At 62.8% G+C, this 23638-nt stretch carries 26 protein-coding genes, 1 tRNA gene and 1 pseudogene; 13 read left to right on the top strand and 15 right to left on the bottom strand.

Annotated elements, in window-relative coordinates; all coding sequences use genetic code 11:
• Positions 1 to 109 precede the first annotated feature (109 nt).
• Entirely contained in the window at positions 110 to 973 is an 864-nt protein-coding gene (locus GS429_RS13615) for an SDR family oxidoreductase (RefSeq protein ID WP_160065911.1), read from the top strand.
• A 98-nt stretch (positions 974 to 1071) separates the two neighbouring features.
• Here GS429_RS13615 and GS429_RS22685 read toward each other — a convergent pair.
• Positions 1072 to 1439, bottom strand: a pseudogene (locus GS429_RS22685) (cupin domain-containing protein).
• 59 nt (positions 1440 to 1498) lie between these two features.
• Positions 1499 to 3130: a spermidine synthase gene (locus GS429_RS13625; protein WP_160065912.1), complete on the bottom strand. Its 1632-nt coding sequence runs from the start codon at positions 3128 to 3130 to the stop codon at positions 1499 to 1501.
• Positions 3131 to 3319: 189 nt separating this feature from the next.
• Here GS429_RS13625 and GS429_RS13630 point away from each other — a divergent pair, with 189 nt between their 5' ends.
• Positions 3320 to 3733, top strand: a complete 414-nt coding sequence (locus GS429_RS13630; RefSeq protein WP_160065913.1) for an SRPBCC family protein — start codon at positions 3320 to 3322, stop codon at positions 3731 to 3733.
• Between the two features lie 238 nt (positions 3734 to 3971).
• Here GS429_RS13630 and GS429_RS13635 read toward each other — a convergent pair whose 3' ends face one another.
• The 3 genes from GS429_RS13635 to GS429_RS13645 form a co-directional block, all read right to left on the bottom strand.
• Positions 3972 to 5165 carry a redox-regulated ATPase YchF gene (locus GS429_RS13635; protein ID WP_160065914.1) on the bottom strand — a complete coding sequence of 398 codons (1194 nt, stop codon included), beginning with the start codon at positions 5163 to 5165 and terminating at the stop codon, positions 3972 to 3974.
• A gap of 129 nt (positions 5166 to 5294) precedes the next feature.
• The gene (locus GS429_RS13640; RefSeq protein ID WP_160065915.1) at positions 5295 to 6269 is read right to left on the bottom strand and encodes an ArsA family ATPase; all 975 of its coding nucleotides are present in this window, start codon (positions 6267 to 6269) and stop codon (positions 5295 to 5297) included.
• The gene (locus GS429_RS13645; RefSeq protein WP_160065916.1) at positions 6269 to 6565 is read right to left on the bottom strand and encodes a DUF7990 family protein; all 297 of its coding nucleotides are present in this window, start codon (positions 6563 to 6565) and stop codon (positions 6269 to 6271) included. Before GS429_RS13645 ends, GS429_RS13640 begins: the two co-directional genes overlap by 1 nt.
• Before the next feature lie 75 nt (positions 6566 to 6640).
• Between GS429_RS13645 and GS429_RS13650 the strand changes: the two genes are divergently transcribed.
• Entirely contained in the window at positions 6641 to 7909 is a 1269-nt protein-coding gene (locus tag GS429_RS13650) for a CobW family GTP-binding protein (protein ID WP_160065917.1), read from the top strand.
• Positions 7910 to 8214: 305 nt separating this feature from the next.
• Here GS429_RS13650 and GS429_RS13655 read toward each other — a convergent pair whose 3' ends face one another.
• A complete protein-coding gene (locus GS429_RS13655; protein ID WP_160065918.1) occupies positions 8215 to 8529 on the bottom strand; it encodes a hypothetical protein in 315 nt (104 codons plus the stop codon).
• 58 nt (positions 8530 to 8587) lie between these two features.
• Here GS429_RS13655 and GS429_RS13660 point away from each other — a divergent pair, with 58 nt between their 5' ends.
• A complete protein-coding gene (locus tag GS429_RS13660; protein WP_160065919.1) occupies positions 8588 to 8806 on the top strand; it encodes a DUF8107 family protein in 219 nt (72 codons plus the stop codon).
• 29 nt (positions 8807 to 8835) lie between these two features.
• Here the strand turns inward: GS429_RS13660 and GS429_RS13665 are convergent, their stop codons facing one another.
• Complete coding sequence (locus tag GS429_RS13665) at positions 8836 to 9063, bottom strand: DUF8007 family protein (RefSeq protein WP_160065920.1); 228 nt, start codon at positions 9061 to 9063, stop codon at positions 8836 to 8838.
• A gap of 190 nt (positions 9064 to 9253) precedes the next feature.
• On the opposite strand from GS429_RS13665, the gene GS429_RS13670 reads away from it, so the two are divergent.
• A complete protein-coding gene (locus GS429_RS13670; protein WP_160065921.1) occupies positions 9254 to 9928 on the top strand; it encodes a DUF8052 family protein in 675 nt (224 codons plus the stop codon).
• Positions 9929 to 9968: 40 nt separating this feature from the next.
• Here GS429_RS13670 and GS429_RS13675 read toward each other — a convergent pair whose 3' ends face one another.
• On the bottom strand, positions 9969 to 11804 hold the full coding sequence (locus GS429_RS13675) for a carbon starvation CstA family protein (protein ID WP_160065922.1): 1836 nt from the start codon (positions 11802 to 11804) through the stop codon (positions 9969 to 9971).
• Positions 11805 to 12183: 379 nt separating this feature from the next.
• Between GS429_RS13675 and GS429_RS13680 the strand changes: the two genes are divergently transcribed.
• The 3 genes from GS429_RS13680 to GS429_RS13690 all read left to right on the top strand — a co-directional run bounded on the left by GS429_RS13680 (position 12184) and on the right by GS429_RS13690 (position 14509).
• The gene (locus tag GS429_RS13680) at positions 12184 to 13053 is read left to right on the top strand and encodes a deoxyribonuclease IV (protein WP_160065923.1); all 870 of its coding nucleotides are present in this window, start codon (positions 12184 to 12186) and stop codon (positions 13051 to 13053) included.
• Between the two features lie 176 nt (positions 13054 to 13229).
• Positions 13230 to 13607, top strand: a complete 378-nt coding sequence (locus GS429_RS13685) for a hypothetical protein (protein WP_160065924.1) — start codon at positions 13230 to 13232, stop codon at positions 13605 to 13607.
• Positions 13608 to 13699: 92 nt separating this feature from the next.
• Positions 13700 to 14509, top strand: a complete 810-nt coding sequence (locus tag GS429_RS13690; RefSeq protein ID WP_328821394.1) for a class I SAM-dependent methyltransferase — start codon at positions 13700 to 13702, stop codon at positions 14507 to 14509.
• A gap of 46 nt (positions 14510 to 14555) precedes the next feature.
• Here the strand turns inward: GS429_RS13690 and GS429_RS13695 are convergent, their stop codons facing one another.
• Complete coding sequence (locus GS429_RS13695; RefSeq protein WP_160065925.1) at positions 14556 to 14744, bottom strand: hypothetical protein; 189 nt, start codon at positions 14742 to 14744, stop codon at positions 14556 to 14558.
• Between the two features lie 116 nt (positions 14745 to 14860).
• On the opposite strand from GS429_RS13695, the gene GS429_RS13700 reads away from it, so the two are divergent.
• A complete protein-coding gene (locus GS429_RS13700; RefSeq protein WP_160065926.1) occupies positions 14861 to 15856 on the top strand; it encodes an ABC transporter ATP-binding protein in 996 nt (331 codons plus the stop codon).
• Complete coding sequence (locus GS429_RS13705; RefSeq protein WP_160065927.1) at positions 15849 to 16643, top strand: ABC transporter permease subunit; 795 nt, start codon at positions 15849 to 15851, stop codon at positions 16641 to 16643. The genes GS429_RS13700 and GS429_RS13705 overlap by 8 nt, the downstream gene beginning before the upstream one ends.
• A gap of 64 nt (positions 16644 to 16707) precedes the next feature.
• On the opposite strand, the gene GS429_RS13710 is transcribed toward GS429_RS13705, so the two are convergent.
• Positions 16708 to 17382 (bottom strand): DUF7095 family protein, encoded by a 675-nt coding sequence (locus GS429_RS13710; RefSeq protein WP_160065928.1) that lies wholly within the window; start codon positions 17380 to 17382, stop codon positions 16708 to 16710.
• 85 nt (positions 17383 to 17467) lie between these two features.
• On the bottom strand, positions 17468 to 17941 hold the full coding sequence (locus GS429_RS13715; RefSeq protein ID WP_160065945.1) for a DUF4442 domain-containing protein: 474 nt from the start codon (positions 17939 to 17941) through the stop codon (positions 17468 to 17470).
• Positions 17942 to 18106: 165 nt separating this feature from the next.
• On the opposite strand from GS429_RS13715, the gene GS429_RS13720 reads away from it, so the two are divergent.
• Together GS429_RS13720 and ncsA are read left to right on the top strand one after the other, a co-directional pair.
• Entirely contained in the window at positions 18107 to 18844 is a 738-nt protein-coding gene (locus GS429_RS13720; protein WP_160065929.1) for an alpha/beta fold hydrolase, read from the top strand.
• A 148-nt stretch (positions 18845 to 18992) separates the two neighbouring features.
• Positions 18993 to 19952, top strand: coding sequence for a tRNA 2-thiolation protein NcsA (gene ncsA / locus GS429_RS13725; protein ID WP_160065930.1), 960 nt, complete (start codon positions 18993 to 18995; stop codon positions 19950 to 19952).
• Between the two features lie 176 nt (positions 19953 to 20128).
• Here ncsA and GS429_RS13730 read toward each other — a convergent pair whose 3' ends face one another.
• From GS429_RS13730 to GS429_RS13745, 4 genes are all read right to left on the bottom strand, one after another.
• Positions 20129 to 20908 (bottom strand): nucleotidyltransferase family protein, encoded by a 780-nt coding sequence (locus tag GS429_RS13730; RefSeq protein ID WP_160065931.1) that lies wholly within the window; start codon positions 20906 to 20908, stop codon positions 20129 to 20131.
• A 179-nt stretch (positions 20909 to 21087) separates the two neighbouring features.
• Complete coding sequence (gene ftsZ / locus GS429_RS13735; RefSeq protein ID WP_160065932.1) at positions 21088 to 22281, bottom strand: cell division protein FtsZ; 1194 nt, start codon at positions 22279 to 22281, stop codon at positions 21088 to 21090.
• 2 nt (positions 22282 to 22283) lie between these two features.
• A complete protein-coding gene (locus tag GS429_RS13740) occupies positions 22284 to 22463 on the bottom strand; it encodes a ribbon-helix-helix domain-containing protein (RefSeq protein ID WP_160065933.1) in 180 nt (59 codons plus the stop codon).
• Between the two features lie 198 nt (positions 22464 to 22661).
• Positions 22662 to 23351 (bottom strand): double zinc ribbon domain-containing protein, encoded by a 690-nt coding sequence (locus GS429_RS13745; protein ID WP_160065934.1) that lies wholly within the window; start codon positions 23349 to 23351, stop codon positions 22662 to 22664.
• Between the two features lie 142 nt (positions 23352 to 23493).
• Here GS429_RS13745 and GS429_RS13750 point away from each other — a divergent pair.
• Positions 23494 to 23567: transfer RNA gene (locus GS429_RS13750), tRNA-Tyr, on the top strand.
• The last annotated feature ends 71 nt before the right edge of the window (positions 23568 to 23638 follow it).

The following is a 23638-nucleotide window of genomic DNA, read 5'->3' on the forward strand; positions in this document are numbered from 1 at the left end:
GCGGAGAGCGGTCCCTCGAATAGTGGCGGTCTGACTGGGGGTGACCAAAGTACCACTCCCGCGCTGCTCCTTCACCGATTCTTATCCGTGCCGGCCCGAATGGGAACGCATGGCACTCGAAAAACCCGATCTCGACGGTCAGACGGCGTTCATTACGGGAACTACGCGCGGAATCGGCAAGTCGATCGCACTCGCGCTGGCCGAACAGGGCTGTAACATCGTCTCGACCGGCAAGACGAGCGAAGAGGACGAGGACTACGCGGATCGTGACCTCGAGGGCTCGATCGAAGGGACCGCCCGCGAAGCGGAAGCGCGCGGCGTCGATGCGCTTTCGATTCAACTCGACGTTCGCGACGAGGCGGCAGTCGAGGCCGCGGCCGAGCACGCGATTGACGAATTCGGCGAGGTAAATATCGTTATCAACAACGCGAGCGCGATCCAGCTTGCGGCGGTCGAGGACCTGCCGCCAAAGCGGTTCGATCTCTTGACCGACGTCAACGTTCGTGGGACCTACCTGACCTCGAGAGTCTTCGCCGACCATCTACGCGAGGTGGACGACGCCTGGCTGCTGACCAACGCGCCGCCGGTCGGCATCGATCGGTCCCCGGGCTCGGGACCGTACGCGTGGTCGAAACTCGGGATGACGTTCATCACGCTCACGCTGGCGAGCGAACTCGGCGACGACGACGTCGGCTGTAACGCGTTCTGGCCCGTCACCGCTATCGATACGCGCGCGACCCGGTACTTCGGGATGGGAACCGAAGACGACTGGCGGACCCCCGAAATCGTCAGCGATACCGTCCTCGAGATTCTGACGCGCGACCCCGCAGAATACACCGGCAACAGCGTTTACGACGAAGACCTGTTGGGTGAGGCGGGTGTTGATGACTTCTCGCGGTACAATCTGACGGAGGGCGATCCCGCGCCCGGATCAGCACAACTGTTCGATCCCGACTACAGCCGTTCGGCGTGATCGCGGACGCTGCCGATCGAGTCACGGTTTAGCGATCCCGTTTTTCGGCTTGCGGTTCCCAGTACCTACTTCCTGATTCCCGTTTCCCGTTTCTTCTCTCAGGGTTCGTACCGGTGAACGTCGTCGACCGACGGCGCGCCGATTGCAAGCACTTCGACGGCCTTACTGGCCGTTTCGGGGTTGAACGCCCGGTGGGGACTGCCCGGTTCGACGACGAACAGTTCCCCCTCGTCGACGACGACCTCTCCGTCCGGCGTTTCGACGTGAAGGGTCCCGCGAACGACGAAAAACGCTCCTCTTGCTCGTCGTGATAGTGATACTGGAGTGGGATCTGCTCGCCGGGTGCCGCTTCGACGACGCTGAGACCGAGCGTTTCCAGTCCGACGGCGCGACTGATTGAGCGAAAATCGCGGCCGTCACCGTCGAACGGGTCGACGTCCTCCGGGGTTACGACGTGGTATCCCATGCGGTATCCATCGAGCACCTGTTATAAATGCGAACTGTTTCTCGACGTCGACACGCCGGTCAAGACGACTCCGCGACGGGCACTGACACCGGCTCGCTGTCGAGAACGATTGAGGGCGCAGTTTCGGGGGCGGCAGTACCGCTCGAGTCCCCGTCGGTCTCCTCGATGATATACCGCTGACCCAGCATCGGATCGAGCAGGCTGTCGACCTCGCCGCGGTCGTCCCGAAGGATTGGGGCGTCGTCGGTATCCGGATCGGTCATGTAGTTTTCGACCGCGTTCGAGAGGTCGACGCCCAGGTCGCGCTCGTCGTTGCGCTCGGCGAGTTCGGCCTGCGTGAAGCCGGTCTCGTCGTTCGTCGCTACGACCTGGATGTTCTGGATGGCGTTTCTGTCCGACGTGCGGAAGCTGTAGGTGTCGCCGAAAACCTGAGCCATCGTCTTCTGTTGGGCGTGATAGAACTCGGCCGCGGGGCCGCTCGGTGCCGCGATCACGTTCGCGTGGAGGATGCCGTCATCGGCCAGCCGATCGGAGACGAGTTCCATGAACTCCTCGGTGGTCAGATGGAAGGGGACCTGATCCTGCTTGTAGGCGTCGAGGACGATCACGTCGTAGGTCTCGTCGGTCCCCTCGAGGAACTGTCGGCCGTCGTACGCGTAGGATTCCAGATCTTCACCCTCCTCGAGGCCGAAGTACTCCTCGGCGGCGGCGGTGACCTCGCGGTCGATTTCGACGACGTCGACGGTCGCATCGTATCGCGCCTCGAAGTCCTGGGGGCCGGTGTAGCCGCCGCCCCCGATGAACAACACCCTGTCGACGTCCTCGACGTCGTCGGCCATGAGCATCGGCAGGTGGAAGTACGCCGTGTACTCGAAGACGTGCCGGTCGGGATTCTCGAGGTCCATGGCGCTGTGGCGAGCGCCGTCTAAGTACATCGTCCGGATATCGTCGTCATCGACGATCTCGAGTTCCTGGTAGGGCGTCTGTGTCTGGTACACGACGTCGCCGCGGTGGTCGAACGCGACCGGGCCGGCACCGGTCGCCCCAACGAGGAGCAGGACGACGACGACGCTTGCGAGGACGGGGTTTCGCGAGATATCGGGGAGCGTCAGCGCCAGCGCAGTGACGACGAGCGTGAGTCCGAAGAGCACGCCGATCGTGTCGATCGTCAGCATCGGAATGAGGACGAACGTCGTCGCGGCGGAGCCGAGGATGCTGCCGATCGTCCCGAGCGCGTAGACGTGGCCCGAGGCCTCGCCCGTCCCCTCCTTCTGCGAGAGTTCGGCGGCGTACGGGCTGATAAAGCCCAGGAGATAGGTCGGCGGTCCGAACAGAACGACGACGGCGGGGAGCGAGGCGTACCGCGGCGGAAGCGCCAGCGTCGCCGTCTGGCTGAGGAGGAGATCGCTCGCGTAAACCACGACGGCGATGTAGACCGCGGTCGCGAGCAGGATCCAGGACATCTCCCGATTGGTCGCCAACCCCGAGCGTTTGCCGCCCTGCCAGTAACCCAGGCTCAACGCGGCGAGAAAGACCGTGAGAATCCCGCCGACGGTGTAGATGTGACTGCCGAACTGCGGTGCGATGATCCGCACGGCGAGAATCTCGAGGCCCATACTGGTGACCCCCGACACGAACACGGCGAGCTCGGGTTTCGTGGGTCGATAGGATGCAGCGGCCCGCACGTTCATTAGCTGCAGAAAGTGGATCGGACGGTGAGTACCTGTCGTCTCCGCCCGACGGATGCGGATGAGCGAGGACGAGGGTAGGGATAGGATCGTCAACGGCTGGATAGGGCACGTAGTCCGCTTATCGGTTCCCCTACCGACGCTCGGAGTACGACACCGGCATTTATGCCAGTGCCCACGAACGTGGTCGGTATGCGGGAGGTAACGGTGACTCGAGTCCTCGACGCGTCGCCCCCCATCGTCTCACGCTGGCTCGATCCGGCGACGATCGTTGAAGGGGAGGGAAGTTTTACTGTCGAGACGATCGACGAACGAGCCGACGCGACGGTCGTGATCGCCAGCGGACCCGGCATGCAACTTCCCTTGCGATTCGAGGACCGTGAAAACGCCATCTACTACACGCAGGAGGGCGAGCAGTCCCCCTTCTCTCACATGAAGACGTGGATCGAGATCGAAGAGCCTGCAGAGAGCACGGGAACGCGCGTTACGATCCGGTCGTCGGTCTCGCTCGCGGCTCCGCTGCCCTTCGGTGATCGGATCGCCGGCTGGAAACGGAGCGGAGAACTCGAACGGTTACTCGATACCCTCGAAGAGGAGGTCGGTTGAGGCCTTACACACACTGAAACGCCGTGTCGAGGCGCGTTGCCTCTCGAGTCACTACACCGACGAATTCGGGAGCGGAGCCGCGTCTGAACAGCGTTCGGCTCTGAGGCCGGTTGCTTCTGAGGCAGCTATATTTGGCGGACAGCCGGGCTGACACTGCTCAACTGCTTCGTTGATAGAAATCAGGGTTTGAAAGCGAACGTGGCGACCGAATACCGGTCGTTGTCGAGAGTCGTCGCCGTCAGTTCGTCGTAATCACTTCGATCACATCGCGGGACTCGACCTCGTAGTTCTTGCCCAGTTGGCGGTTCGTCCGGCAGTCGATCCCGTGGAGGAAGCCGTCGCCGATATCGGAGTGAAGGCTGTACGCGAAGTCCTCCGCGGTCGAGTTGGGCGGGATCAGGTAGCAGTCGGGAAGCACCTCGCCGCGTTCGTTACCCAGCCCGTTCGCGCCGCCGGGGAAGACCGGCGTCACGCCCAGGACATCGAAGAGCGCGGTCTCGAGGGCGGCCTGGACGCCCGTCGCGCCGTATTCGCCGAGGAAGTCCCGAATCTGCTCGAGGCCCTGTTCCTGCTCCCCCGAGATATCACCGGTGATCTCGAAGTCATCGTCGCCCGGCCGGTAGTCGACGACATCGGCCTTGTCGGCCGATTTCAGGGCCTTTTCGGCGTGGGCGCTGGCGGGAACGATCGTCAGGTGTTCGTAGTCGGGATCGGACGTGATCTCCTCGTAGTTTTCCTGTGCGCCCGGTTTGTCCATCTTGTTCGCCGCGATGACCATCGGCTTGGTCTCCATGCGGATCTCGCGAGCCAACTCGAGTTTGTCCTCGTCCGCCCACTCCTCGGGATCGAAGCCGACGTCGGTTCGCCGAATCAGGCGCTTGATCTCGTCTTCGTTCGTCTTGAACGCGCTCATCTGCTCGGCGAGTTCCTCCTCGATGGCGTCCTCCTCGGTCGTGTAGCCGGTCTCGTATCGGTTAATCCCCTTCTCGAGAACGCCGAGATACCACTGATCGAGTTCCTCCTCTAAGAACGCGATGTCGTCGCGGGGGTCGTGGCCCTCGGTGGGTTCGCCCTCGAGGTCGGTCTCGCCGGAGAAGTCGACGACGTGGACGAGCACGTCGGTCTCGTTCAGGTCGGAGAGGAACTGGTTGCCAAGGCCGTTGCCCTCGTGTGCGCCGGGGATCAGGCCGGCGACGTCGACGAGTTTCGTCGGGACGAAGCGAGTGCCGTGGTCGCAGTAGCCGACGTTCGGGGTACACTCTTCGTCGAACTCGGGGGCCGCACAGTCGACGCGGACGTAAGCCTCGCCCACACTGGGATCGATCGTCGTGAAGGGATAAGCGCCTTCGGGGACGTCGTTCATCGTCGCCGCGTTAAAGAAGGAGGACTTGCCGACGGAGGGTTTGCCGACGAGTCCGATTCGGTAACTCATTGTTCCGAGTGGTGTGCCGGTGGCTAAACGGGTTTTGTTCCGCGGCCGTATTGGGTCGTGTCTACGTAGCACACACCGTTTCGGTTTTCTCGGCCCCGGAGTCGAACCCAACCCTCGGTGTCGCTCGAATCAGACGTGCGTCGGCGACTCGGCGGTCGTTTCGATCTCGAGTTCGCTCGCGACGTCGTCCAGCAGATCGCCTTTGACTTCCGAACTTCGCCAGCCGATTTCGGCCACTAACGGCGGGTCGAACTCCTCGCGAAGCGTTCGGAGCCGCTCGCGTTCCGTCTCGACGCGCTCGCGGAGGTAGCGCGCCCCTCGACCGTTCTCGTCGGGATCCGGCGACGGAGTGAGTTTGTTCGCGACGAGGCCGCGAACCGGAAACTCTTTTTCCGCCAGATCCTCGATCGAGCGCTCGGTTTCGTTCAACGAGAGCTGATCCGGGTTCACGACGAGGAAGAACGCGGCGTCGTCGTGGAGCGCGTCGTCCGCGAACGCGAAGAACTCTTTGCGCTCCTGGAGGCGCGCGAGGACCGGATCGCCCTCCATCACCCGGCGCGGCTCGTTGTTCCCGATCGCCGCCTTCTCGAAGAGATCGATACTCGAGCGGCGTTTGTACATCAGTCGCTCGATCCAGCCGTCGAGCAAGTCGGGCAGGCCGAGGAGCCGGAGCGTACTCCCCGACGGCGCGGTGTCGAAGACGACTCGGTCGTACGCCTCCGAGTTGCGCATCACGTCGACGAACCGGTCGAACAGCGCCGACTCGTAGGCACCCGGTGTTCCGTGAGCCATCTCGAGTTGGCGGTTGATCTCGTTGACCATCGACGTCGATACTTGCTCCGAGAGGTCCTGTCGGATCTCGTCGAGGTGACGAGTGACCTCCTCATCGGGGTCGATCTGCATCGCGTCGAGTCGCTCGATCCCATCGACCGACTGCGGCGCGTCGTCGAAGGGCTGATCGAACACGTCGGTGACGGAGTGAGCCGGATCGGTGGAGACGACGAGGGTCCGGTGGCCGGCGGCGGCACACTTGAGACCGTAAGCACAGGAGACGGTCGTCTTGCCGACGCCGCCCTTGCCGCCGAAGAAGACAAACGGTTCCATTAGAAGTGGTACTGCTGGCCCTTGCGTTCGATGTACGAGTCACGATCCCACAGCCGTCGCTCCCAGGCCTCGAACTCGGTTTCTAAGAACGGCAGCAGTTCGGCGGTGTAGTACGACACCGGCGACGGAATCCCGAAGGCGTCGGGAAAACACGCGAGCAGAAACGCGTCCTCGGTGTCCTCGGCTTCCTTCTCGATCATCTCGTAGGCCGGATGCGAGATCATTCCGTGATAGAGGCCGCGCAGCCACTCGTCGAGCGTCTCACGAAACGTTTCGATCCGATCGGCCAGGTCCATGCCCGTATGTGCGGTTCCGGTGGCTAAAAACTGTCGAGAGCCGCATTCAAGACGCTCCGGCTCCTGAATCCGGCTATGACGGATCAACTTCCGGTGACGATTCTCTCTGGCAGTCTGGGTGCCGGAAAGACGACGCTGCTGAATCACCTCCTATCGAACGCTGGCGATCGGACGCTGGCGGTCCTCGTCAACGATATGGGCGACGTCAACGTCGACGCCGAACTCGTCGCCGACGGATCGGAGCTCGAACTCGACGATGGCGTCGCCGAACTCTCCAACGGGTGTATTTGCTGTGAGCTGCAGGACGACCTCGAGACGGCCGTTGTTCGACTCGCTCGGGATCGATCCTTCGATCACCTGATCGTCGAATCGTCGGGCATCTCCGAGCCCGCACCCGTCGCCCGGCTGTTCACCACCGAATCCCGCGTCGCCGCGCTCTACGACGTCGATACGCTCGTGACGGTCCTCGACACGCCGGCCTTTCTCGAGTCCTTCGCCGGTGAGGGGACACCACAGCGACGCGGGAGCGAGGCGGATCGGCCGCTCTCGGATCTGCTCGTCGAACAGGTCGAGGTCTCGAACGTCGTCTTACTCAACAAGGCGGATCTGTGTAGCGACGCGGAGCTCGAGGAAGCCGAGGATCTCGTCGGCGCGCTCCAACCGGACGCGGAGACGATTCGCACCGAGTTCTCCGCGGTCGAGCCCGACCGACTCCTCGGAGTCGATCTGTTCGAGGCCGATCGGGTGAACGACCTCCCCGGCTGGAAACGCGCGCTAGCTGCTGCGGAGAGCCACGACGACTCCGGCACCCACGACCACGGTGGTGGCGATCACGGCGACCACGATCACGCTGGTCACGATCACGGCGGCCACGATGACCACGGACACCACGACCACCGTCACCCCGACGAAGTCTACGGCGTCTCCTCGTTCGTCTACCGGGCCCGTCGCCCCTTCCACCCGGAGCGGTTCGCGGCGTTCCTTCAGGACCTTCCCCCGGCCATCGTCCGCGCCAAGGGGACCGCCTGGATCGCCGACAACGAGATGCGCGTCTCAGTCGCTCAAGCCGGCCCCTCGATCAGAGCCACTGCGCAGGGACCCTGGATCGCGGCGCTTCCCCCGGTCGAGCGGGATATGTACCGTTCTAACCGACCGGATCTCGAGTGGCACGACGAACACGGCGACAGACGGGTCGAACTCGTCTTCATCGGCACCGAGTACGACGAATCGGGGCTTCGAAACGCGCTTGAGGACGCACTCGTCACCGACGAGGAATGGACCGGCGCGTTCGCCGGCCCGTTCCCCGACGAGCAAGGTTCGGAGACGGTGGTCAGAGAGCCGTAAGAGCGGTATGTAGAAGCGAACCGTCAACCGGCAGACGATGCCCCGAGGCTGACGTCGCTCGTACCGCAATTCAACAGGCGCAGTCACGACCCGCGGATCGCTCGAAACTCATCTCCTCGCCGCAGTCCGGTCGTCCCTTCGGGGCCGGTGAGTCGAACGCCGTTTCTACCGACTCGAGCAGTCCCATACGAGGAGTTTCGCTACTCGTACAATGATGCGTTGTGACTGTGTCCCAAGATTGCACAGCCGTCGGACGGTTATCAACTGGGGACCACTCGCGTTTCGATACAGTGAACCCACCGAATTCACAGGACGAACGGCAACGACAGCACAATGACGAGTGCCACGAGAACGAGGATGAGGTAGAACAGTCGCTCGCCGCGGACGGCCGCCGGGACGTTCGTCCCTGCCGGACGGGCGGTCCACACCTGCCAGTAGTACGCTCCGACCCCGGCGACGACGAACAGTGCCGTCGAAAGGGTAATCGCAGTTTCGAGTCGGAGCCCCAGCGCTTGCCCGTACAGCGGCCCGAACGAGAGCAGGATCATGAACGCCAGTCCGACGACCACGAAGAAGGGGACGGGATCGACGGGCCTTCCGTGGCGGTTCCGAAGCCGCATACTAGCGCTCCGACCTCGAGCGGCAAAGAGCTAAGTGGTGGAACCGCAGTCTGTCTGTATGAGCGAAGGTGACTCCAACGGCTTCAGCGAGGGGGTCGCGTCCTCGCAGGGTGACGTCCGCGTCCTGGTCGCAATGAACGCCGTTCTTTCGACGCTGTTCGCGTGGTCGATCGTCTGGGGACTTTCCTTTCTGGGAATGGTCGAGTTCGGCGTGATCAACGTTGCTACCGCAGCGATCGTGCTGTTCGCAATGACCTATCTGGTGACGATGACGTAACTGTACCCGGCTCTGTTCTTCTGCCCGACCTACCGGCCGTAAATGAACCGGTGAGCGATATCGTCGAGCCGGGTCGTGAGTCGACTCGCCCACGCACCCGGGGACATCCGCCGGAGCGTCTCGTCGTCGATTTCGATGGCGTCGTCACCGAATGGGTCTCGATTCGATTCAGCCTCGCCCTCTTCGTCCGACGACGCTACGTCGACGACCGTCGACATCGCACACCGGCCGCAGGATTCGGTTTTCTTTCCTCCCATGTGAGTCTCTTACACGATATTCCGTCTCCGAGAGCTAAAACTTACCGCCGGTCCTTGCCCCTCCGGCCGGTCCTTGGGGGCTTGCTACTCACCGACGGCTATTTTATACCCGACCGGTAACCGAAGGTATGGGATACCGACGCACAGGCCTGGCCGACGACGATCCGCGTACGGACGACTCGACGGACTCATGAGCGAGAAAACACCGTCACACCCCGAGCGAGAGGACGAGACTGGTGGGGCCGGACGGACCGATGCGGGGACGGCTTCGGCCGCCGACGACCTCCCACGGGAGATCCGCGATGCGGTCCCCGACTGGGAGGACGAGTATTTTGACCGCGTTTCGGATCGCCTGATGTACAGCTACGACCTCGAGAAAGACCGCGTCGCCGCGGGCGAGCGGTGGGACCTCTACGGCGAAATGCGGGTCCGCAACCAGAAGCAGTTCTTTCACCCCGCGCTGAGCTACGCCGACCACGAGTCCGAGGAGTACCTCTTTGCGCGCCGCGAGCCACGCCCGACGGTTCGGGAACTCGAGCGACTCATCGATCTGGGTCACGACGTGGCGGACGATCGGATCGTCGCCGACGAGGAGCACTACGGAACGGACGTGACGTTCGTCCTGGTCGCGGACGAGCTATCGGACGACGTCCGGGAGTACGTCGACGGGTTTCGGGACCGAACGCTGTTGAAGTTCGGCTACTACGGCCACTACGACGTGAACCTGCTCGTCATCGCTCCGGAGTCAGAAGAACGCGTCGCCAGCGAGGCCGCCGCCGTTTCGGAGGCGTTTACGCTCTGGGACGACGTAAGCGAGCCCGAAGACGGCTTTCTCTCACGATTTGCGAAACGGTTCTGGCGGTAATCGCCGTCCGACCGCGGACAAAAAAGAACTCGAACGCAGTTCAGTCGTCGCTCGGTGCGGCTGGCGTTTCGGGTCCGCCACGAACGTCGCGGATATTCTTGTACCCGAGTCTGATGAGTGCGAGCGCGAGACCGATGAGCACGAGTCCGAGGATCATCTGCACGGCCGCCGAAACCGTCGCCTCAGTGGTCGCGGCCTCACCCATTATCAGGTTCAGGTAGAGGTTCTCGTAGAAGACCAGGATCGACAGCCCCAGTACGGTGATCGTCACCATGATCGCCATCGGGACTCCGGTGGAGATGAGCTGTTTGCTGTCGTCCCAGTTGGCCAGCCAGACGGTCGCGGTCAGTAGTGCGAGTGCCGCGAGGAGCTGATTCGCACCGCCGAACAGTTGCCAGAGGACGACCCACTGACCGGAGACCACGAGCAGGTAGGCCGGAACGATCTGGATGATGGGGTTCGTGTACCGACCGCGGACGAGCGACGCTGGATCGGTCGTCAGCCCTTTGGTGGTCTTTCCTGCCGGCGTCCCGACGATTTCCTCCATCATGTATCGTCCCAGACGGACAGCCGTGTCCGTCGAGGTCAACAGGAAGCTCACGAGCACGAGCGCCATGAACACGGCGCCGACGGTTTCAGGGATACCAAGACTCGTGAAGATGATACCGCCGCCGGATGCGAAGTTCGGCAGTGCGGCACCGATCCCGCCGGCGGGATCGGCGAAGCCCCAGACTGCGAACGTCGAGAGGGCGACTGCAGCGAGCAGCCCCTCCCCGAGCATCCCACCGTAGCCGATCAGACGGGCGTCCGTCTCTTTGTCGAGTTGCTTGGCTGTCGTCCCCGAAGAGACCAGCGAGTGGAATCCGCTGATCGTCCCACAAGCGATCGTAATGAACAGCAGCGGGAACAAGGGAGCCAAGCCGGCTGCTTCGACGCCCCAGAACCCTTGGAACGCACCGATCGTTTCGTCGACGACGAGCGGTTCGGACGACGTTCCGAGGAACGTACCGACGATAATTGCGACGATTGCCCCACCAACACCGGTGTACAGCAGGAACGAGGACAGGTAGTCACGCGGCTGGAGCAGAACCCACACCGGGAGGGCACTGGCAACCGCTCCGTACACCATTACGAGCGGGATCCAGGCTGCAGTGTTGCCGCCGAGATCGGCCGCTCCCGGCACCCACTCGCCGGCACCGTCGAATAACACGATCGTTCCTGCCGGGTAGTCCCCGGCGAACAGTGCGAGCGGGAACTGGATGCCGACCCAGACGGCCGCGAACACGCCCAGAACGAAGAGTATCGTTCCCGGGATGAACGGACCGTTCAACTGGTACAGGTAGACACCGAACACCAGTGCCAGTGCGATGTACAGGAACGACGCGGTCACGACCTGCGGGAACGCGTTGAACACGATGGCCACCACGAGGGCGAACACTGCCACGACCAGCATGATCGTCAGAAACGCGAACCACAGCAGCATGTTCTTCCCGCTCTCACCGACGTACTCCCCGATCATGTAGCCGATCGATTTCCCTTCGTGTCGCAGGCTCCCCGACAGCGACACGAAGTCGTGAACGGCCCCCATCAGCGGGTTTCCGATCGCGATCCACAGCAGTGCAGGCACCCATCCCCAGATGGCACCTGCCGTGATCGGTCCCACGATCGGCGCACCACCCGCGATACTGGAATAGTGATGTCCCAACAGAACCGGTTTCTTCGATGGAACGTACTCCTGCCCGTCTTCGTACTTATGAGCCGGCGTCTCTTTGTCGGCGTCCAGTTCGACGAACTGCGTGAGATATCTCGAGTACCCCACGTATCCGACTGTGAACGTCACAAGTACTGCCGTCACGATCCAAATGATTTGTGTCATGCTACACCTACACACGCCTGTGTGTGCAACAACCTTAATTGTTGTTTATCAATTTGATTACGAGCACATTCTGTATATCTGTAATCAAGACGGTGGTCCTGTCCGTATCTGTGTGTTCGTGGGCAGCCGCTCGGGGCCTCCTGTCCGTCGGTATGGACTCTATGGGACTGAAAGGTTCTCCCGTAGAACGACCGGCTGGGTAACCGACGTATTGATGCTATTAAAACAGATAGAAAATGTACCACGAAAACAAACTTGAGGAATACATAACCGGGGTATCGGCGCGTAGATGACGGTGTTATCGCGGTCGTAGATGACGAGTCATCGATCCGATTCCGGAATCAGTATACCTATCACGAACCGGTACTGACGGGACGCTATGAAGGTTGGCGCACACGTTTCGATATCCGGTTCGCGCGTCTCCTCCGACGACGAAACACCGCCGTACGACGACATCCGCAACGCGGTCCACCGCCAGCGGGCGTTCGGCGGCAACTGTGGACAGGTCTTTACGACCTCGCCGCAGGTCTGGCAACAGCCCGAAATCAGCGAGGAGGCCGCCGAAGGCTTCCGGGAAGAGAGCGACGAACAACTCGAGGGACCGTGGGTCATCCACTCGTCCTATCTCGTCAATCTCTGTACCCCGAAAGACGACCTCCGCCGGAAGTCAAAGGAGAGCATGCAGGCGGAACTCGACGCCGCCGAGCGACTCGGAATTCCGTACGTCAATGTCCACCTCGGTGCCCACACGGGTGCGGGCGTCCAGGGTGGACTCGACAACGCGGCGAGTCTGATCGACGAACTCGACGTTCCCGAAGGCGTCGAGATACTGATCGAGTCCGACGCCGGCAGCGGAACGAAACTCGGCGGCGAATTCTCCCACCTGGCCGGTATCATCGACCGCACCGAGACCGAGATCGGAATCTGTATCGACACTGCACACACGCTCGTGGCGGGCAACGACCTCACGACCCCCGAGGCCGTCGACGAGACGGTTCAGCGATTCGACGACCAGGTCGGCCTCGAATACCTGAAGTACATCCACCTCAACGACTCGAAACACGACGTCGGCACGAACAAGGACGAGCACGCGCTCATCGGCGAGGGCTATATCGGCGAGGACGGGGTGGAAGCAATCGTCAACCATCCGGATCTGCGGGAGCTGCCGTTCGCACTCGAGACGCCGACGGAGGACGGGAAGGGCTTCGCGTGGAACATTCAGAAGGTCAAGGAACTGCGAAGCGAGTAATCCCCCTCGAGACCTCGAAACCTCGAGAGGGCAAACTGGTACCGTGAGACTCTGAATCGGAAACGCACAGTCACAGTCGTATTCCGACGGACGAACAGCTCGTGTTTGCGTGACCGATTTTCCCTCCGGCCAATCCTCACGAAAAGATATAGTATACAGACGGTCAAACCTCCCCTATGAATTCTGCTGAGCAGACGACGCCAACGCTCGGTATCGCGCTCGGAATCGTCCTCGTCCTTCTCGGGAGCGGTGCGTACGTGCTCTCCGAGTTCGCGAGTGTTACGGCGCTCATTCCGGCCGTCTTCGGGATCGCTATCGTGCTTCTCGGTATCGTCGGTCGACAGCCGGAGCGTCGGCGGCTCGCCGTCTACGGAATCGGAGGCCTTGCACTGCTCGGCGTGTTCGGCTCCGCCCGCGGAATTCCGGACGTCATCGCCTTGCTGACGGGTGGGAGCGTCGACTCGACCGTCGCCGCCGTCGCGCAGGGATCGATGATCCTGATCGGCCTCATCCTACTGGTTGCCGTGGGTCGCGACCTGCTGGACGAACGGTAGCGAACGTCCCCGAACGCCGAAGGGGCCGTCCGCTGCGCTGGCCCGCCTTCCGAATCGACCCGTTTTTACTCGAGACACTCGTATCGCGGGTCGTGCGCGAGTTCTCCGAAGACTACCTGCGCCGGACCCGCGAGGGGATGTGGGACGACTCCCGCGACGCGCTCGAGCCGCTCGCACTCTCGTCCCGCGAGCGAGTCCTCGACGTGGGCTGTGGCACCGGTGAACTGAGTCGCGTCCTGCGCGAGGAGTCGGCCGACGAGGCCGCGGTGGTCGGCTGCGACGTCGATCTCGAACTCCTCGAGATTGCGCGCGGACACGACGACCCCGTTTCGGTCGTCGCCGGCGACGCGCTTCGACTCCCGTTTCCGGACGACGCGTTCGACCTCGTGGTCTGTCAGGCGCTGTTGATCAACCTCCCCGACCCTGCGGCCGCCCTGAGGGAGTTCGCTCGCGTCTCCACCGACCTCGTCGCGGCCGTCGAACCCGACAACGGCGCCGTCGAGATCGACTCGAGCGTCGAGGCGGAAGGACGGCTCGAGGGCCGAGCCCGACGGGCGTACCTCGAGGGCGTTTCGACGGACGTCGCGCTCGGCGCCGACGCCCGCGAGGCGTTCGAGGAAGCGGGCCTCGAGGTGGGCGAGACGCGGCGATACGATCACGTCCGGACGGTCGAACCGCCCTACAGCAAGGGGGCGCTGGTCGCGGCCCAGCGGAAAGCGACTGGTGCGGGACTGGCTGATGACCGCGAGACGCTGCTCTCGGGGGCGTTGACAGAAGCGGAGTACGACGATCTGCGCGGCTCCTGGCGGGAGATGGGGCGGAGCGTGATCGAGCAGATGGAAGCGCGGGAGTACCGTCGTCAGGAAGCGGTTCCGTTCTTCGTTACCGTCGGTCGCGTTTGAGTGGCACCCGGGTTCTGCTTCTGGGTCCGTTCGCCCCTCTCGCCCCCTATCCCCCTCGCTGGCCGAGTAGCGTAACGACGATACCCGCAAAGCCCAGTCCGACGATGATTCCGCCCGTGAGGAAATCGACGACGCCCAGCAGGGCGAGTACCGATCCCGTCATGACGAGCGCGAGATTGGCGAGCACGGCGGCGCGGGGCGAACGGAGGAACTCGAGAAACGACGACCCACTCATACCGGTAAACGGTACCCGGGGAAGAAATTCGTTATCATCACGTTGTTCCCAGGCCGCCGACGAAACCGCGGCAACTGTCGGCGCATTATATATGAGGTCCTGTCCAACGACGGAACATGGCAGCGATCGAACTCGAGGGGGTGACGAAGGACTACGGGGAGGTCCTCGCCAACGACGATGTGACGTTCACCGTCGAGCGCGGCGAGATCTTCGGCTATCTCGGCCCGAACGGGGCCGGGAAAACGACGACGATTCGGACGCTACTGGGGTTTCTCTCGCCGACCGAGGGATCGGGACGGTTACTCGGGCACGACATCACCGACGAGGACGACCTCATCGAGGCCAAGCGTCGCCTCGGCTATCTTCCCGACGATCCAGCCTTCGACGAGACCGCCACCGGCCGGGAGATTCTCGAGTTACACGCCTCGATCAAGGGCGACGAGCGCAGCGCGGAGTTGCTCGAGCTGTTTGATCCGCCCCTCGATCGGACGGTGCGGGAGTACTCCCACGGAAACGTCCGGAAGCTGGGACTCGTGACGACGTTCATGCACGACCCCGACCTCGTGATCTTAGACGAGCCGACGAGCGGTCTCGACCCGTTGATGCAACAGCGCTTTGCGGAGTTCGTCCGGAGCGAACGTGACCAGGGTATGACAGTGTTTTTCTCCTCGCACGTCTTGAGCGAGGTCCGTCGGCTCTGTGACCGGGTCGGCATCATCCGCGACGGGCGACTCGTCACGGTCGAACCCGTCGAGTCCTTGCTCGACCGGAGCGGGAAAGTCGTCCGACTTCGCGCCGCCGAACCGATTCCGACTGAGGCGCTCGAGATCGACGGCGTCCACGAACTCGAGACGAGCCTGGACCCCGGCGAGGGCGAGAGTGAACGCGACGCGACGACGCCGGCGACGGCGTTTACCGAGTGTACGCTCACGTTTACCGGCGACGTCAACGCGCTCCTCGATCGCCTGCGGGAGTACCGACTGCTCGACCTGTCTATCGAGGAGGCGCCTCTCGAGGACGTTTTCATGCGGTTTTACGGCGGCGAGCGTTCGGAAAGGAAACCCACACCTGCAGCGAAATCGGTGCCGTCGGAGGCGTCCGACGATGTTTGAAATCGCCCGCTACGACGGTCGTCACCGGCTCAAGGGGAGCCTCTACCTCTCGATCGCCCTCTCGCTTCTGGCCGTCGTCGTGATCTGGATCTACCCTTCGTTTAGCGGCTCCTTCGAGGACGTCGACGAGGAGTTCCTGCAGGCCTATCCCGAGGGAGTCATCCAGCTGTTCGACATCCGGACGATGGCCTCGCTCGAAGGGTTTCTCGCCTTCGAACTCTACATCTTCGGCTGGACGATCCTGCTCGGGCTCTATCTCGCCTATCTCGCGGCCGGGACGATCGCCGGCGACGTCGAGCGCGGTCGGATGGACATCCTGCTCTCGATGCCGATCTCGCGGTCCCGGGCGGTCGGGGAGAAGTTCTGCTCGCTGGCCGTTCCGATCGTCATCGTCAACGTCGTCACTCCGGTCGTCGTTTACGTCGGTGCGGTGATGATCGACGAACCGATCCCCGGGGCGGACGTGGTGGCCGTCCACGCCCTCTCGATACCCTATCTCTTCGCCTGTGCCGGGATCGGACTGGTCGCCTCGGTCGCCGTCGATCGCGCGAGCATCGCCCAGCGCCTCGCTCTCGGCGTTACGTTCGGGCTGTTCATGCTCGAGTCGCTGCTCGCGGGAACGGACTACGAGGCGATCGGCGCGATCGCCCCGATGCGGTACTTCGATCCGAACGAAATCCTCCTCGACGGCACGTACGACCTCGTCGGTGCGGGGGTTCTCGTCGCGATGACCGTCGTACTGCTCGTCGCGGCCCAACTGTGGTTCTCGCGGACCGACATCGAGTGATCGTGCCGCTATCAGAGTCACTCGCCGCTGTCACTGGTCGAACGCGAAGCGATCCGAAACGTCGTCAGACGACGTCGCCACGCACCGTCACGCCGTCCTGTTGCTCGCGCCAGGCGTGAACCTCTGTGGCCGCCCGCTGGGCTTCCTCGTCGTCCAAACCGAGCATCTCGAGCGCGCTCGAGAGCGTCGGTAACGCGAGTTCGCTTTCGCGGAGCTTTCGAAACGCTTCGTCGCTGCGGGTCCCCTCCGCCCACAGGCAGACGCCGCGGGGGTCGAGTAACTGCGTGTAATCCTCGCGCTCTTTCGCGCCGCGCAGCCGCTGGGTGACGTTGTCCTCGAAGGGCGCGTTACAGACCTCGAAGTGGATCGGCGCGTCCTCGCCGACCTCGCCGAGCAGATGGGCGGCGAGACATTTCTCGGGGGCGGCGTGGCCGTTCGCGTTCGCCCGGAGATACGCCGGGTATTCGGCGGCCCAGTCGGCACGGACGGATTTACCCACGCCCTCGACGTCGTGTTCGATCGCGGCGGCATCGGCCGATTCCGCCCCGTCGTCGCTATCGTCCCGCAGCAGAATATCCTTGGTCAGATAGATATCGAGGCGTTCGACGGGATCGAGTCCGAGCGCGACGTCACCGAACGCCCAGACCTCCCGCACCGGGACGGGCATTCGCTCCTCCTCGACGGTATCGACGAGTTCCTCGAGTCGGTCGACCGCGTCGCGACGGTCAAAATCGTTCATTACCCGACCGTGGGGGTTCGAGCCGCAAAACGGTTTCTTCGGGCTCCGCTTTCGTCCGCTCGAGGACGGTCACACCCTCCCGTCGTCAGACTGTCTTCGAGTCGTCGGTCGAGACGTAGACCGTCTTTCGAACGGTCGCGTGAACGGTCCCCGTTTCGTCGACGAGATCGACGGTGTAGTGCCGGTCGATCGACTCGGTTCCGTCGGTCGCGAGTTCGGCCCGGATCGCCTCGAGTTCCGCGTCGGTCAAGCGGAACTGTGCGTACAGCGTTTCCGTGCCGGGCTTTTTGAAACGAACCTCGGCTTCCTTGTCCCAGACAACGTAGTCGTCACCGAGCGTTTTCAGCAGCATCATCATATAAAACGGATCGACGGCGGCGTAGATGCTGCCGCCGAAGAGCGTGCCGACGTAGTTGCGCGTCCGCCAGTTCAGCGGGAGTTTGATGCGCACTTCCTGCCAGTCGGGGGCGATGTAGGTGACCCGGCCACCGGTTCTGCGGTAGGCCGGAAAGCAGTTGAAGCCGATTCGGTAGCAACGAGCCCGGAGGGCGTCTAACATCTCCATGTGCCGGACTCGAGTTGCCGCCAAAAAGCCGTTCGTAAACTGCTGGGCTAGGTTCGTCCGTTGTCGCGGGTACTGGCCGTCTGCCGGCGCAGGTCGTCGTCCATCTCCGCTCGTGTCAGGAGAGCACCTTTTTTATCAGTTCCCGGCGAACGTACTCCCATGAGACACCGGATCTTCAACGAGGATGGCGACACCGAACTCGTCTTCGTCATGGGCTGGGGAAACCGCTGGACCCACGAGAACGTGAGCTGGCTCATCGGCAAGCTTACCGACGCCGGCTACCGCGTCCACGCGTTCGAACTCCCCACCAACATCGACGATTTCAAAGCGGATTGGCTCGAGCCGATCGCCGAGTACGTCCTCGACCTCGAGGAGTACCAACTGCTGGGCCACAGCGCGGGCGCACTTATCGCGCAGGCCTTAGACGGCGCGGACAACCACATCTACCTCAGTCCGTGGTGGGGATACAGCGATGACTATCCGGAGCCAATGCTCGACGTCGTGTCGAAGCTGTCGACGACGCTGCCGTGCGTGCCGGTCGGCGAGATGGGGAGAGAAGCGCTCGGCGAGCGCGCAACGGACCACCAGATCGCGACGACACCGCGCTGGGTCTCGCCGGCGTTCGTTCGGGAAACCCGCCGCGCTCAGGAAGAGTTACTGACGATCGACCACGATGCGGTCGTCTTCTGCTCGCTTCGTGATCCCGTGGTCAGCTTGCGCCCGATCGGTGAGCGCGTCCCGGCTGAACACGTGGTGCTGTACGACGGCGGCCACGAACTGTTCTCCTCCGCGAGCCGCGACCGCCACCTCGAGACGCTGCTCGCCGCCCTCGAGGACGGTGCCGACGCCGTCGAGACGGACGACGACGTCGACGAGGAAGAGCCGGTTCCGGCCTGACACTGTCTGCTGTACGTCATTTCGAGTGGGACCGCGCGTCGTCCTGCGGCCCCACCGGTAAATTGTCACAGCAAACCGTATGAGGACGCGGAATCCGATTCGCCGGGAGACGAAACGGACATACGCGTTCGACGGTAACCTGTCGCCGATGGACTGTAATCGGTGCGACGAGGAGGCGGTCATGCACGCCGCTTACTCCGGCCAACACCTCTGTGCGGATCACTTCCGCGAGTCAGTCGAGAAGCGAGTCCGACGGCGGGTGCGTCGGGACGACCTCGTTCCACACGACGCGACGCCGGAGAACCCGCAGACGTGGGTGATCGGCCTCTCCGGGGGCAAAGACAGCGTCGTCCTCACGCAGATCCTCGACGAGACGTTCGCGGCTGACCCTCGCATCGAACTCGTCGGACTGACGATTCACGAAGGCATCGAGGGCTACCGGGACAAGAGCCTCGAGGCCTGCGTCGCCCTCGCCGAGGACCTCGGAATCCGCCACGAGGTCGCCACCTACGAGGATGAGTTCGGGATTCGGATGGACGACGTCGTCGAGGACGACCCCGAGAACATGGCGGCCTGTGCCTACTGCGGGGTCTTCCGACGGGATCTACTGTCGAAATACGCCGACGAACTCGAGGCGGATCTTCTGTTAACGGGCCACAATTTAGACGACGAGGCCCAGACGGCGCTGATGAACTTTCTCGAGGGAGATATCGAACAGATGGCGAAACACTTCGACGCCAGTCTCGGCCCGCTCTCCGAGCGTAGCGAACAGGAGGAGTTCGTTCCTCGAGCGAAGCCGCTTCGGGACGTCCCCGAGAAGGAAGTTGCCCTCTACGCACACATCAACGACCTCCCGGCCCACATCACGGAGTGTCCCCACGCGAGCGAAGCCTACCGCGGCGAGATCCAGCAGTTGCTCTACGATCTCGAGGAGAACCATCCCGGCACCCGCCACTCGATTCTCTCGGGCTACGAGGATCTGGCCGGGATTCTCTCCACCGCGTTCAGCGGCGACGACGGTGCCGACCTGCGAGACTGCGTCGAGTGCGGCTCGACGACGACTCGAGAGGTTTGCCGGAAGTGCTCGCTGCTCGAGTCGCTGGCCTGACACGCTTTACTGTAGTCAATTATCGCCGATCGCCAGAATGGGGTCGGCGATCGGCGGTAACTAGTTACAGCAATCCGTATAAAGGGGAGCCGTCGTCGGTTACCAGTCCAGTAGCGCCGCTCGGAACGTGGCGAGTGGGCGCGCTGGTATCGACTACGACGGCAGAAGCTGACGGATCACGGTCCATCGCCGGCTTCGAAATACCGTCGTGCGCGCTCGAGGTCCGCGGGCGTGTTGACGTTCAGGTGCCAGCCCTCGAGTTCGATACCGACGTATCGCGCCCCGTCCGCGACCAGCATCTCGAGGGCGTCCGCGAGTTCGTACTCGCCACTCTCACTACGGTCGACTGTTCGGCAGGCCGCAAGCAACTCGCGAGCATCGTGCGTCTGGACGCCGGCGGCGATGTAGCTCGGCCCCGAACTGGAACCGCCGCCTTCCTCGGCCAGTGACGCCTCGAGGGAGTGAACCGTTCCGTCGTCGTCGAGTGCACACCGGGCCGTCGTCTCGGCCTCGTTTCTCGCGACGCGGTCCAGCAAGAGCGTTCCGTCGACATCGGGTTCGCGGTGGTGTTCGAGTAGCCTCGAGAGGGCACAGTCGGCGTCGAAGACGTTGTCACCGTTGACGGTCAGTACGTCGTCGGGACGCCCGTCGAGAGGCGAGCTTGTCCCGTAGCCGTCTTCGAACGCGGTGCAGACGGCACGGGCGAGCCCGTTTCGTTCGTCCTGTCTGGCGTAGCTGACGGGCACGCCGTCGATATCGTCACCGATCGTCTCGATGATCTCCGCACCTCGGTAGCCGACGACGATGACGACCCCCTCGACGCCGGCGTCGATAACCGAACGAAGCGTTCGCACGAGCAACGGCTCGCCCGCAATCTCGAGTAGCGGTTTCGGTGTCTCATCCGTATACGGCCGTAAACGGGTTCCTCGACCGGCAGCGAAGACGAGTGCGTGCATCGTGACTGGGACGTCGATACCGTCTCGAGAGTGATACGACTGTCGTCACTCCGGACGATTTCGGCGTTAAAATACGGAACGGCAAGAACGAGCCGTCGATCGGCAGCAGCGGTGGTGGTGTGTCGTGGTGTCGCGTACAGCGAGTGGTGTGTCGTGTACGTGCGCTGCGTGGCTGCCGATTAGCGGATGACGTCGACGCCGTTTTGCTTTTCGACTTCCTCGCGGCCGCCGTCGCTGTGAGCGCCGTATCCGGAACCGGACCCGGCGTCTTCGACGTTGTTGCTCGCGTCGAAGTCGACGTCCTGGACGCCTTCGATGCTCTGGCGGGACTTGTCGGCCTGCTTCTGGGTCGTCGGACCGAGCACCTGCGCGCTCTGGACGCCGGTCATGATCGCCATGACGCGGACCTTACCCTTGTAGTTCTCCTGAATCCGGGCACCCCAGATTACGTTCGCCGAGGCCTCGAGGCGCTCGGTGATGTTGTCTGCGATTCCTTCGGCCTCTTTGAGGGTGAGGTCCGGGCCGCCGGTGATGTGAACGAGTCCACCCGAGGCGCCGCGATAGTCGACGTCGAGCAGCGGGTGGTTCATCGCGTCCTTGACGACCTCGTCGGTCTTGTTCTTGTCTTGAGTCTCGCCGACTAACATGACGGCCACGCCACCCTGGTTCATGATGGTGGACATGTCCGCGTAGTCTAAGTTGATCAGCGAGGGCTGGGTGATCGTCTCCGAAATTCCCTTGACGGTCTCGGCGATGATCTGGTCCATCACCGAGAACGCCTTGCCGATCGGGAGGTTCGGGACGTAATCGAGCAGTCGGTTGTTATCGAGGACGATGATCGAGTCGGCCTGATCCCGCAGCTTCTCGAGGCCTTCCTCGGCTTTGACCGTGCGGGCGCGCTCGACGTTAAACGGCGTCGAGACCATCCCGACGACGATCGCACCCTGATCCTTCGCGATTTCGGAGACGACGGGGGCGGCACCGGTACCGGTTCCGCCGCCCATGCCTGCGGTCACGAACACGAGGTCTGCATCCCCGAGGACCTCCTTGATCGTGCCCTGGGCCATCTCGGTTGCGCGTTCGCCCATCGACGGGTCGCCGCCGGCGCCGAGCCCGTTGGTGAGCGACTTGCCGACCAGGATCTTCGTGTCGGCTTCGATCATCTTGAGGTGCTGTTTGTCCGTGTTGATCGCCACGGTATCGGCACCGTCGACGCCGATGTTATACAGCCGGTTGATCGTATTGTTTCCGGCACCGCCACAGCCGACGATGACGATCCGCGGATCGCCGAACTCGTCGTCGTCCATGTCGGCATCCATCTCGCGGGCCTCCTGTTCGGCGTTCTCGAGTGCGTCTTGTACGATATCCTGCATCGTTACACCTTGGCCCAGGTACGTTTGCCGGACTGTTCGCTCGGTCCGTCCTGTTGTTCGTTGATCATTTCACGGACTGCCGACCGGATCGCTTCGCTCCGGTTCGGGAACTCGCCCGAGTCGACCAGTTGTTCGACTTCCTCGATCTGCTGTTTCGGAATTCGCAGTGTCACACGCTCCATGATTGTATTCCCCGTGAGGTAAGACGGTGGCGCGCCCCTGTCAGACGCGGCGTGTCTTACACCGGAAACGCCCGACATCGGGCGTTTTCCGGCGTTCGCCGACCGGTGTAAGACGACCGTCTTACGCGAATAAGGTGAAGACTGGCATAGATAATAAAACTTTCGTCGAAAATGACTTTCTGTGTCTTACACCAGTCATTAAGAGGGACTGTCTCGGCCGAGAACATCTGCGGCTGGTGTTCGACGCCCACAGCCCGGACAGAACGCCCAGTCCGACCGAATTTCGTCGCCACAGTCACAGAACAGCCGCCGCGAGGTCTTCTCGCCACAGTTGGGGCAGTAAACGTGGTCGCCGTCGACCTGTTCTCCGCACTGATTGCAGTGGGCCGTCTCCTCGTCGTCGACCGACTGTTGATTCATCCCCCGGTTCCGATCCGGAGCCGGCGATTCGTGTCCCTCGTGTTCGTGCGCATGTGCACTCGAGCTCTCCGCTTGCTGTGTCGGCTCCGCGACTCGAGTCGAACGGTCGAGTTCGTGACGGTCGTCCTCGAGCGAGATGGAGATGTTGACGTCTCCCGCACGGCCTACACGGTCCGAACGGTGCCCATCGCGTGCGCGAGGCGACACTCGTCCGGCCGTCGGTCCGAATCCGTACTCCTGAAGTCGTTCCGAGAGCAGTTCGTCGACCCGGTCGCGAATCAGTTCGTCGATGGCTCCCGACTGCGCCGGCTCGCTCCGCTCACGTTCCGCCTGTCGCTCGTCTCGAGCCGGGCCGTCGGCTGCGAGATACGAGCGAAGCGCCTGTCGCATCGCTTCGCTCTTCGAGATCTCGAGAGCCTCGAGTTGCTCGACGAGATCATCGTCGGCGCGGAACGTGATCTTGCTCATGCGCGATCTATTGACACCATTGAAACTCTACCTATATGAATCATTCCTCCGTTCACGGTATGACAACTGTCAGCCACGGACCCGGCGACTCGTCGTGAATAACAACCCTTATGTTATCCAGAGCGGCTACGTTGAAATGCGACCGCCCTTAGCTCAGACTGGTAGAGCAGTCGACTGTAGATCGACTTGCCCCCCGTTCAAATCGGGGAGGGCGGACTCGAAATTTAGTCGAAGCGTGGCATACTGCTAAAGCTACGCTTTCGCTACTTCTAAGCCGTCTACCTTCG

Origin of the sequence: Natronorubrum halalkaliphilum, from assembly GCF_009834785.1 — an archaeon.
Lineage (GTDB): Archaea > Halobacteriota > Halobacteria > Halobacteriales > Natrialbaceae > Natronorubrum > Natronorubrum halalkaliphilum.

Coding starts and splice junctions, on each gene's coding strand:
- GS429_RS13630 (WP_160065913.1), top strand. CDS start 3,320: ATGCGGGAGGTAACGGTGACTCGAGTCCTCGACGCGTCGCCCCCCATC.
- GS429_RS13720 (WP_160065929.1), top strand. CDS start 18,107: ATGAGACACCGGATCTTCAACGAGGATGGCGACACCGAACTCGTCTTC.
- GS429_RS13645 (WP_160065916.1), bottom strand. CDS start 6,565: ATGGACCTGGCCGATCGGATCGAAACGTTTCGTGAGACGCTCGACGAG.
- GS429_RS13615 (WP_160065911.1), top strand. CDS start 110: ATGGCACTCGAAAAACCCGATCTCGACGGTCAGACGGCGTTCATTACG.
- GS429_RS13710 (WP_160065928.1), bottom strand. CDS start 17,382: ATGAACGATTTTGACCGTCGCGACGCGGTCGACCGACTCGAGGAACTC.
- GS429_RS13685 (WP_160065924.1), top strand. CDS start 13,230: ATGAATTCTGCTGAGCAGACGACGCCAACGCTCGGTATCGCGCTCGGA.
- GS429_RS13655 (WP_160065918.1), bottom strand. CDS start 8,529: ATGCGGCTTCGGAACCGCCACGGAAGGCCCGTCGATCCCGTCCCCTTC.
- GS429_RS13705 (WP_160065927.1), top strand. CDS start 15,849: ATGTTTGAAATCGCCCGCTACGACGGTCGTCACCGGCTCAAGGGGAGC.
- GS429_RS13680 (WP_160065923.1), top strand. CDS start 12,184: ATGAAGGTTGGCGCACACGTTTCGATATCCGGTTCGCGCGTCTCCTCC.
- GS429_RS13675 (WP_160065922.1), bottom strand. CDS start 11,804: ATGACACAAATCATTTGGATCGTGACGGCAGTACTTGTGACGTTCACA.
- GS429_RS13745 (WP_160065934.1), bottom strand. CDS start 23,351: ATGAGCAAGATCACGTTCCGCGCCGACGATGATCTCGTCGAGCAACTC.
- GS429_RS13650 (WP_160065917.1), top strand. CDS start 6,641: ATGACGGATCAACTTCCGGTGACGATTCTCTCTGGCAGTCTGGGTGCC.
- GS429_RS13715 (WP_160065945.1), bottom strand. CDS start 17,941: ATGTTAGACGCCCTCCGGGCTCGTTGCTACCGAATCGGCTTCAACTGC.
- ftsZ (WP_160065932.1), bottom strand. CDS start 22,281: ATGCAGGATATCGTACAAGACGCACTCGAGAACGCCGAACAGGAGGCC.
- GS429_RS13635 (WP_160065914.1), bottom strand. CDS start 5,165: ATGAGTTACCGAATCGGACTCGTCGGCAAACCCTCCGTCGGCAAGTCC.
- GS429_RS13640 (WP_160065915.1), bottom strand. CDS start 6,269: ATGGAACCGTTTGTCTTCTTCGGCGGCAAGGGCGGCGTCGGCAAGACG.
- GS429_RS13670 (WP_160065921.1), top strand. CDS start 9,254: ATGAGCGAGAAAACACCGTCACACCCCGAGCGAGAGGACGAGACTGGT.
- GS429_RS13730 (WP_160065931.1), bottom strand. CDS start 20,908: ATGCACGCACTCGTCTTCGCTGCCGGTCGAGGAACCCGTTTACGGCCG.
- ncsA (WP_160065930.1), top strand. CDS start 18,993: ATGGACTGTAATCGGTGCGACGAGGAGGCGGTCATGCACGCCGCTTAC.
- GS429_RS13625 (WP_160065912.1), bottom strand. CDS start 3,130: ATGAACGTGCGGGCCGCTGCATCCTATCGACCCACGAAACCCGAGCTC.
- GS429_RS13665 (WP_160065920.1), bottom strand. CDS start 9,063: ATGGGAGGAAAGAAAACCGAATCCTGCGGCCGGTGTGCGATGTCGACG.
- GS429_RS13660 (WP_160065919.1), top strand. CDS start 8,588: ATGAGCGAAGGTGACTCCAACGGCTTCAGCGAGGGGGTCGCGTCCTCG.
- GS429_RS13700 (WP_160065926.1), top strand. CDS start 14,861: ATGGCAGCGATCGAACTCGAGGGGGTGACGAAGGACTACGGGGAGGTC.
- GS429_RS13695 (WP_160065925.1), bottom strand. CDS start 14,744: ATGAGTGGGTCGTCGTTTCTCGAGTTCCTCCGTTCGCCCCGCGCCGCC.
- GS429_RS13740 (WP_160065933.1), bottom strand. CDS start 22,463: ATGGAGCGTGTGACACTGCGAATTCCGAAACAGCAGATCGAGGAAGTC.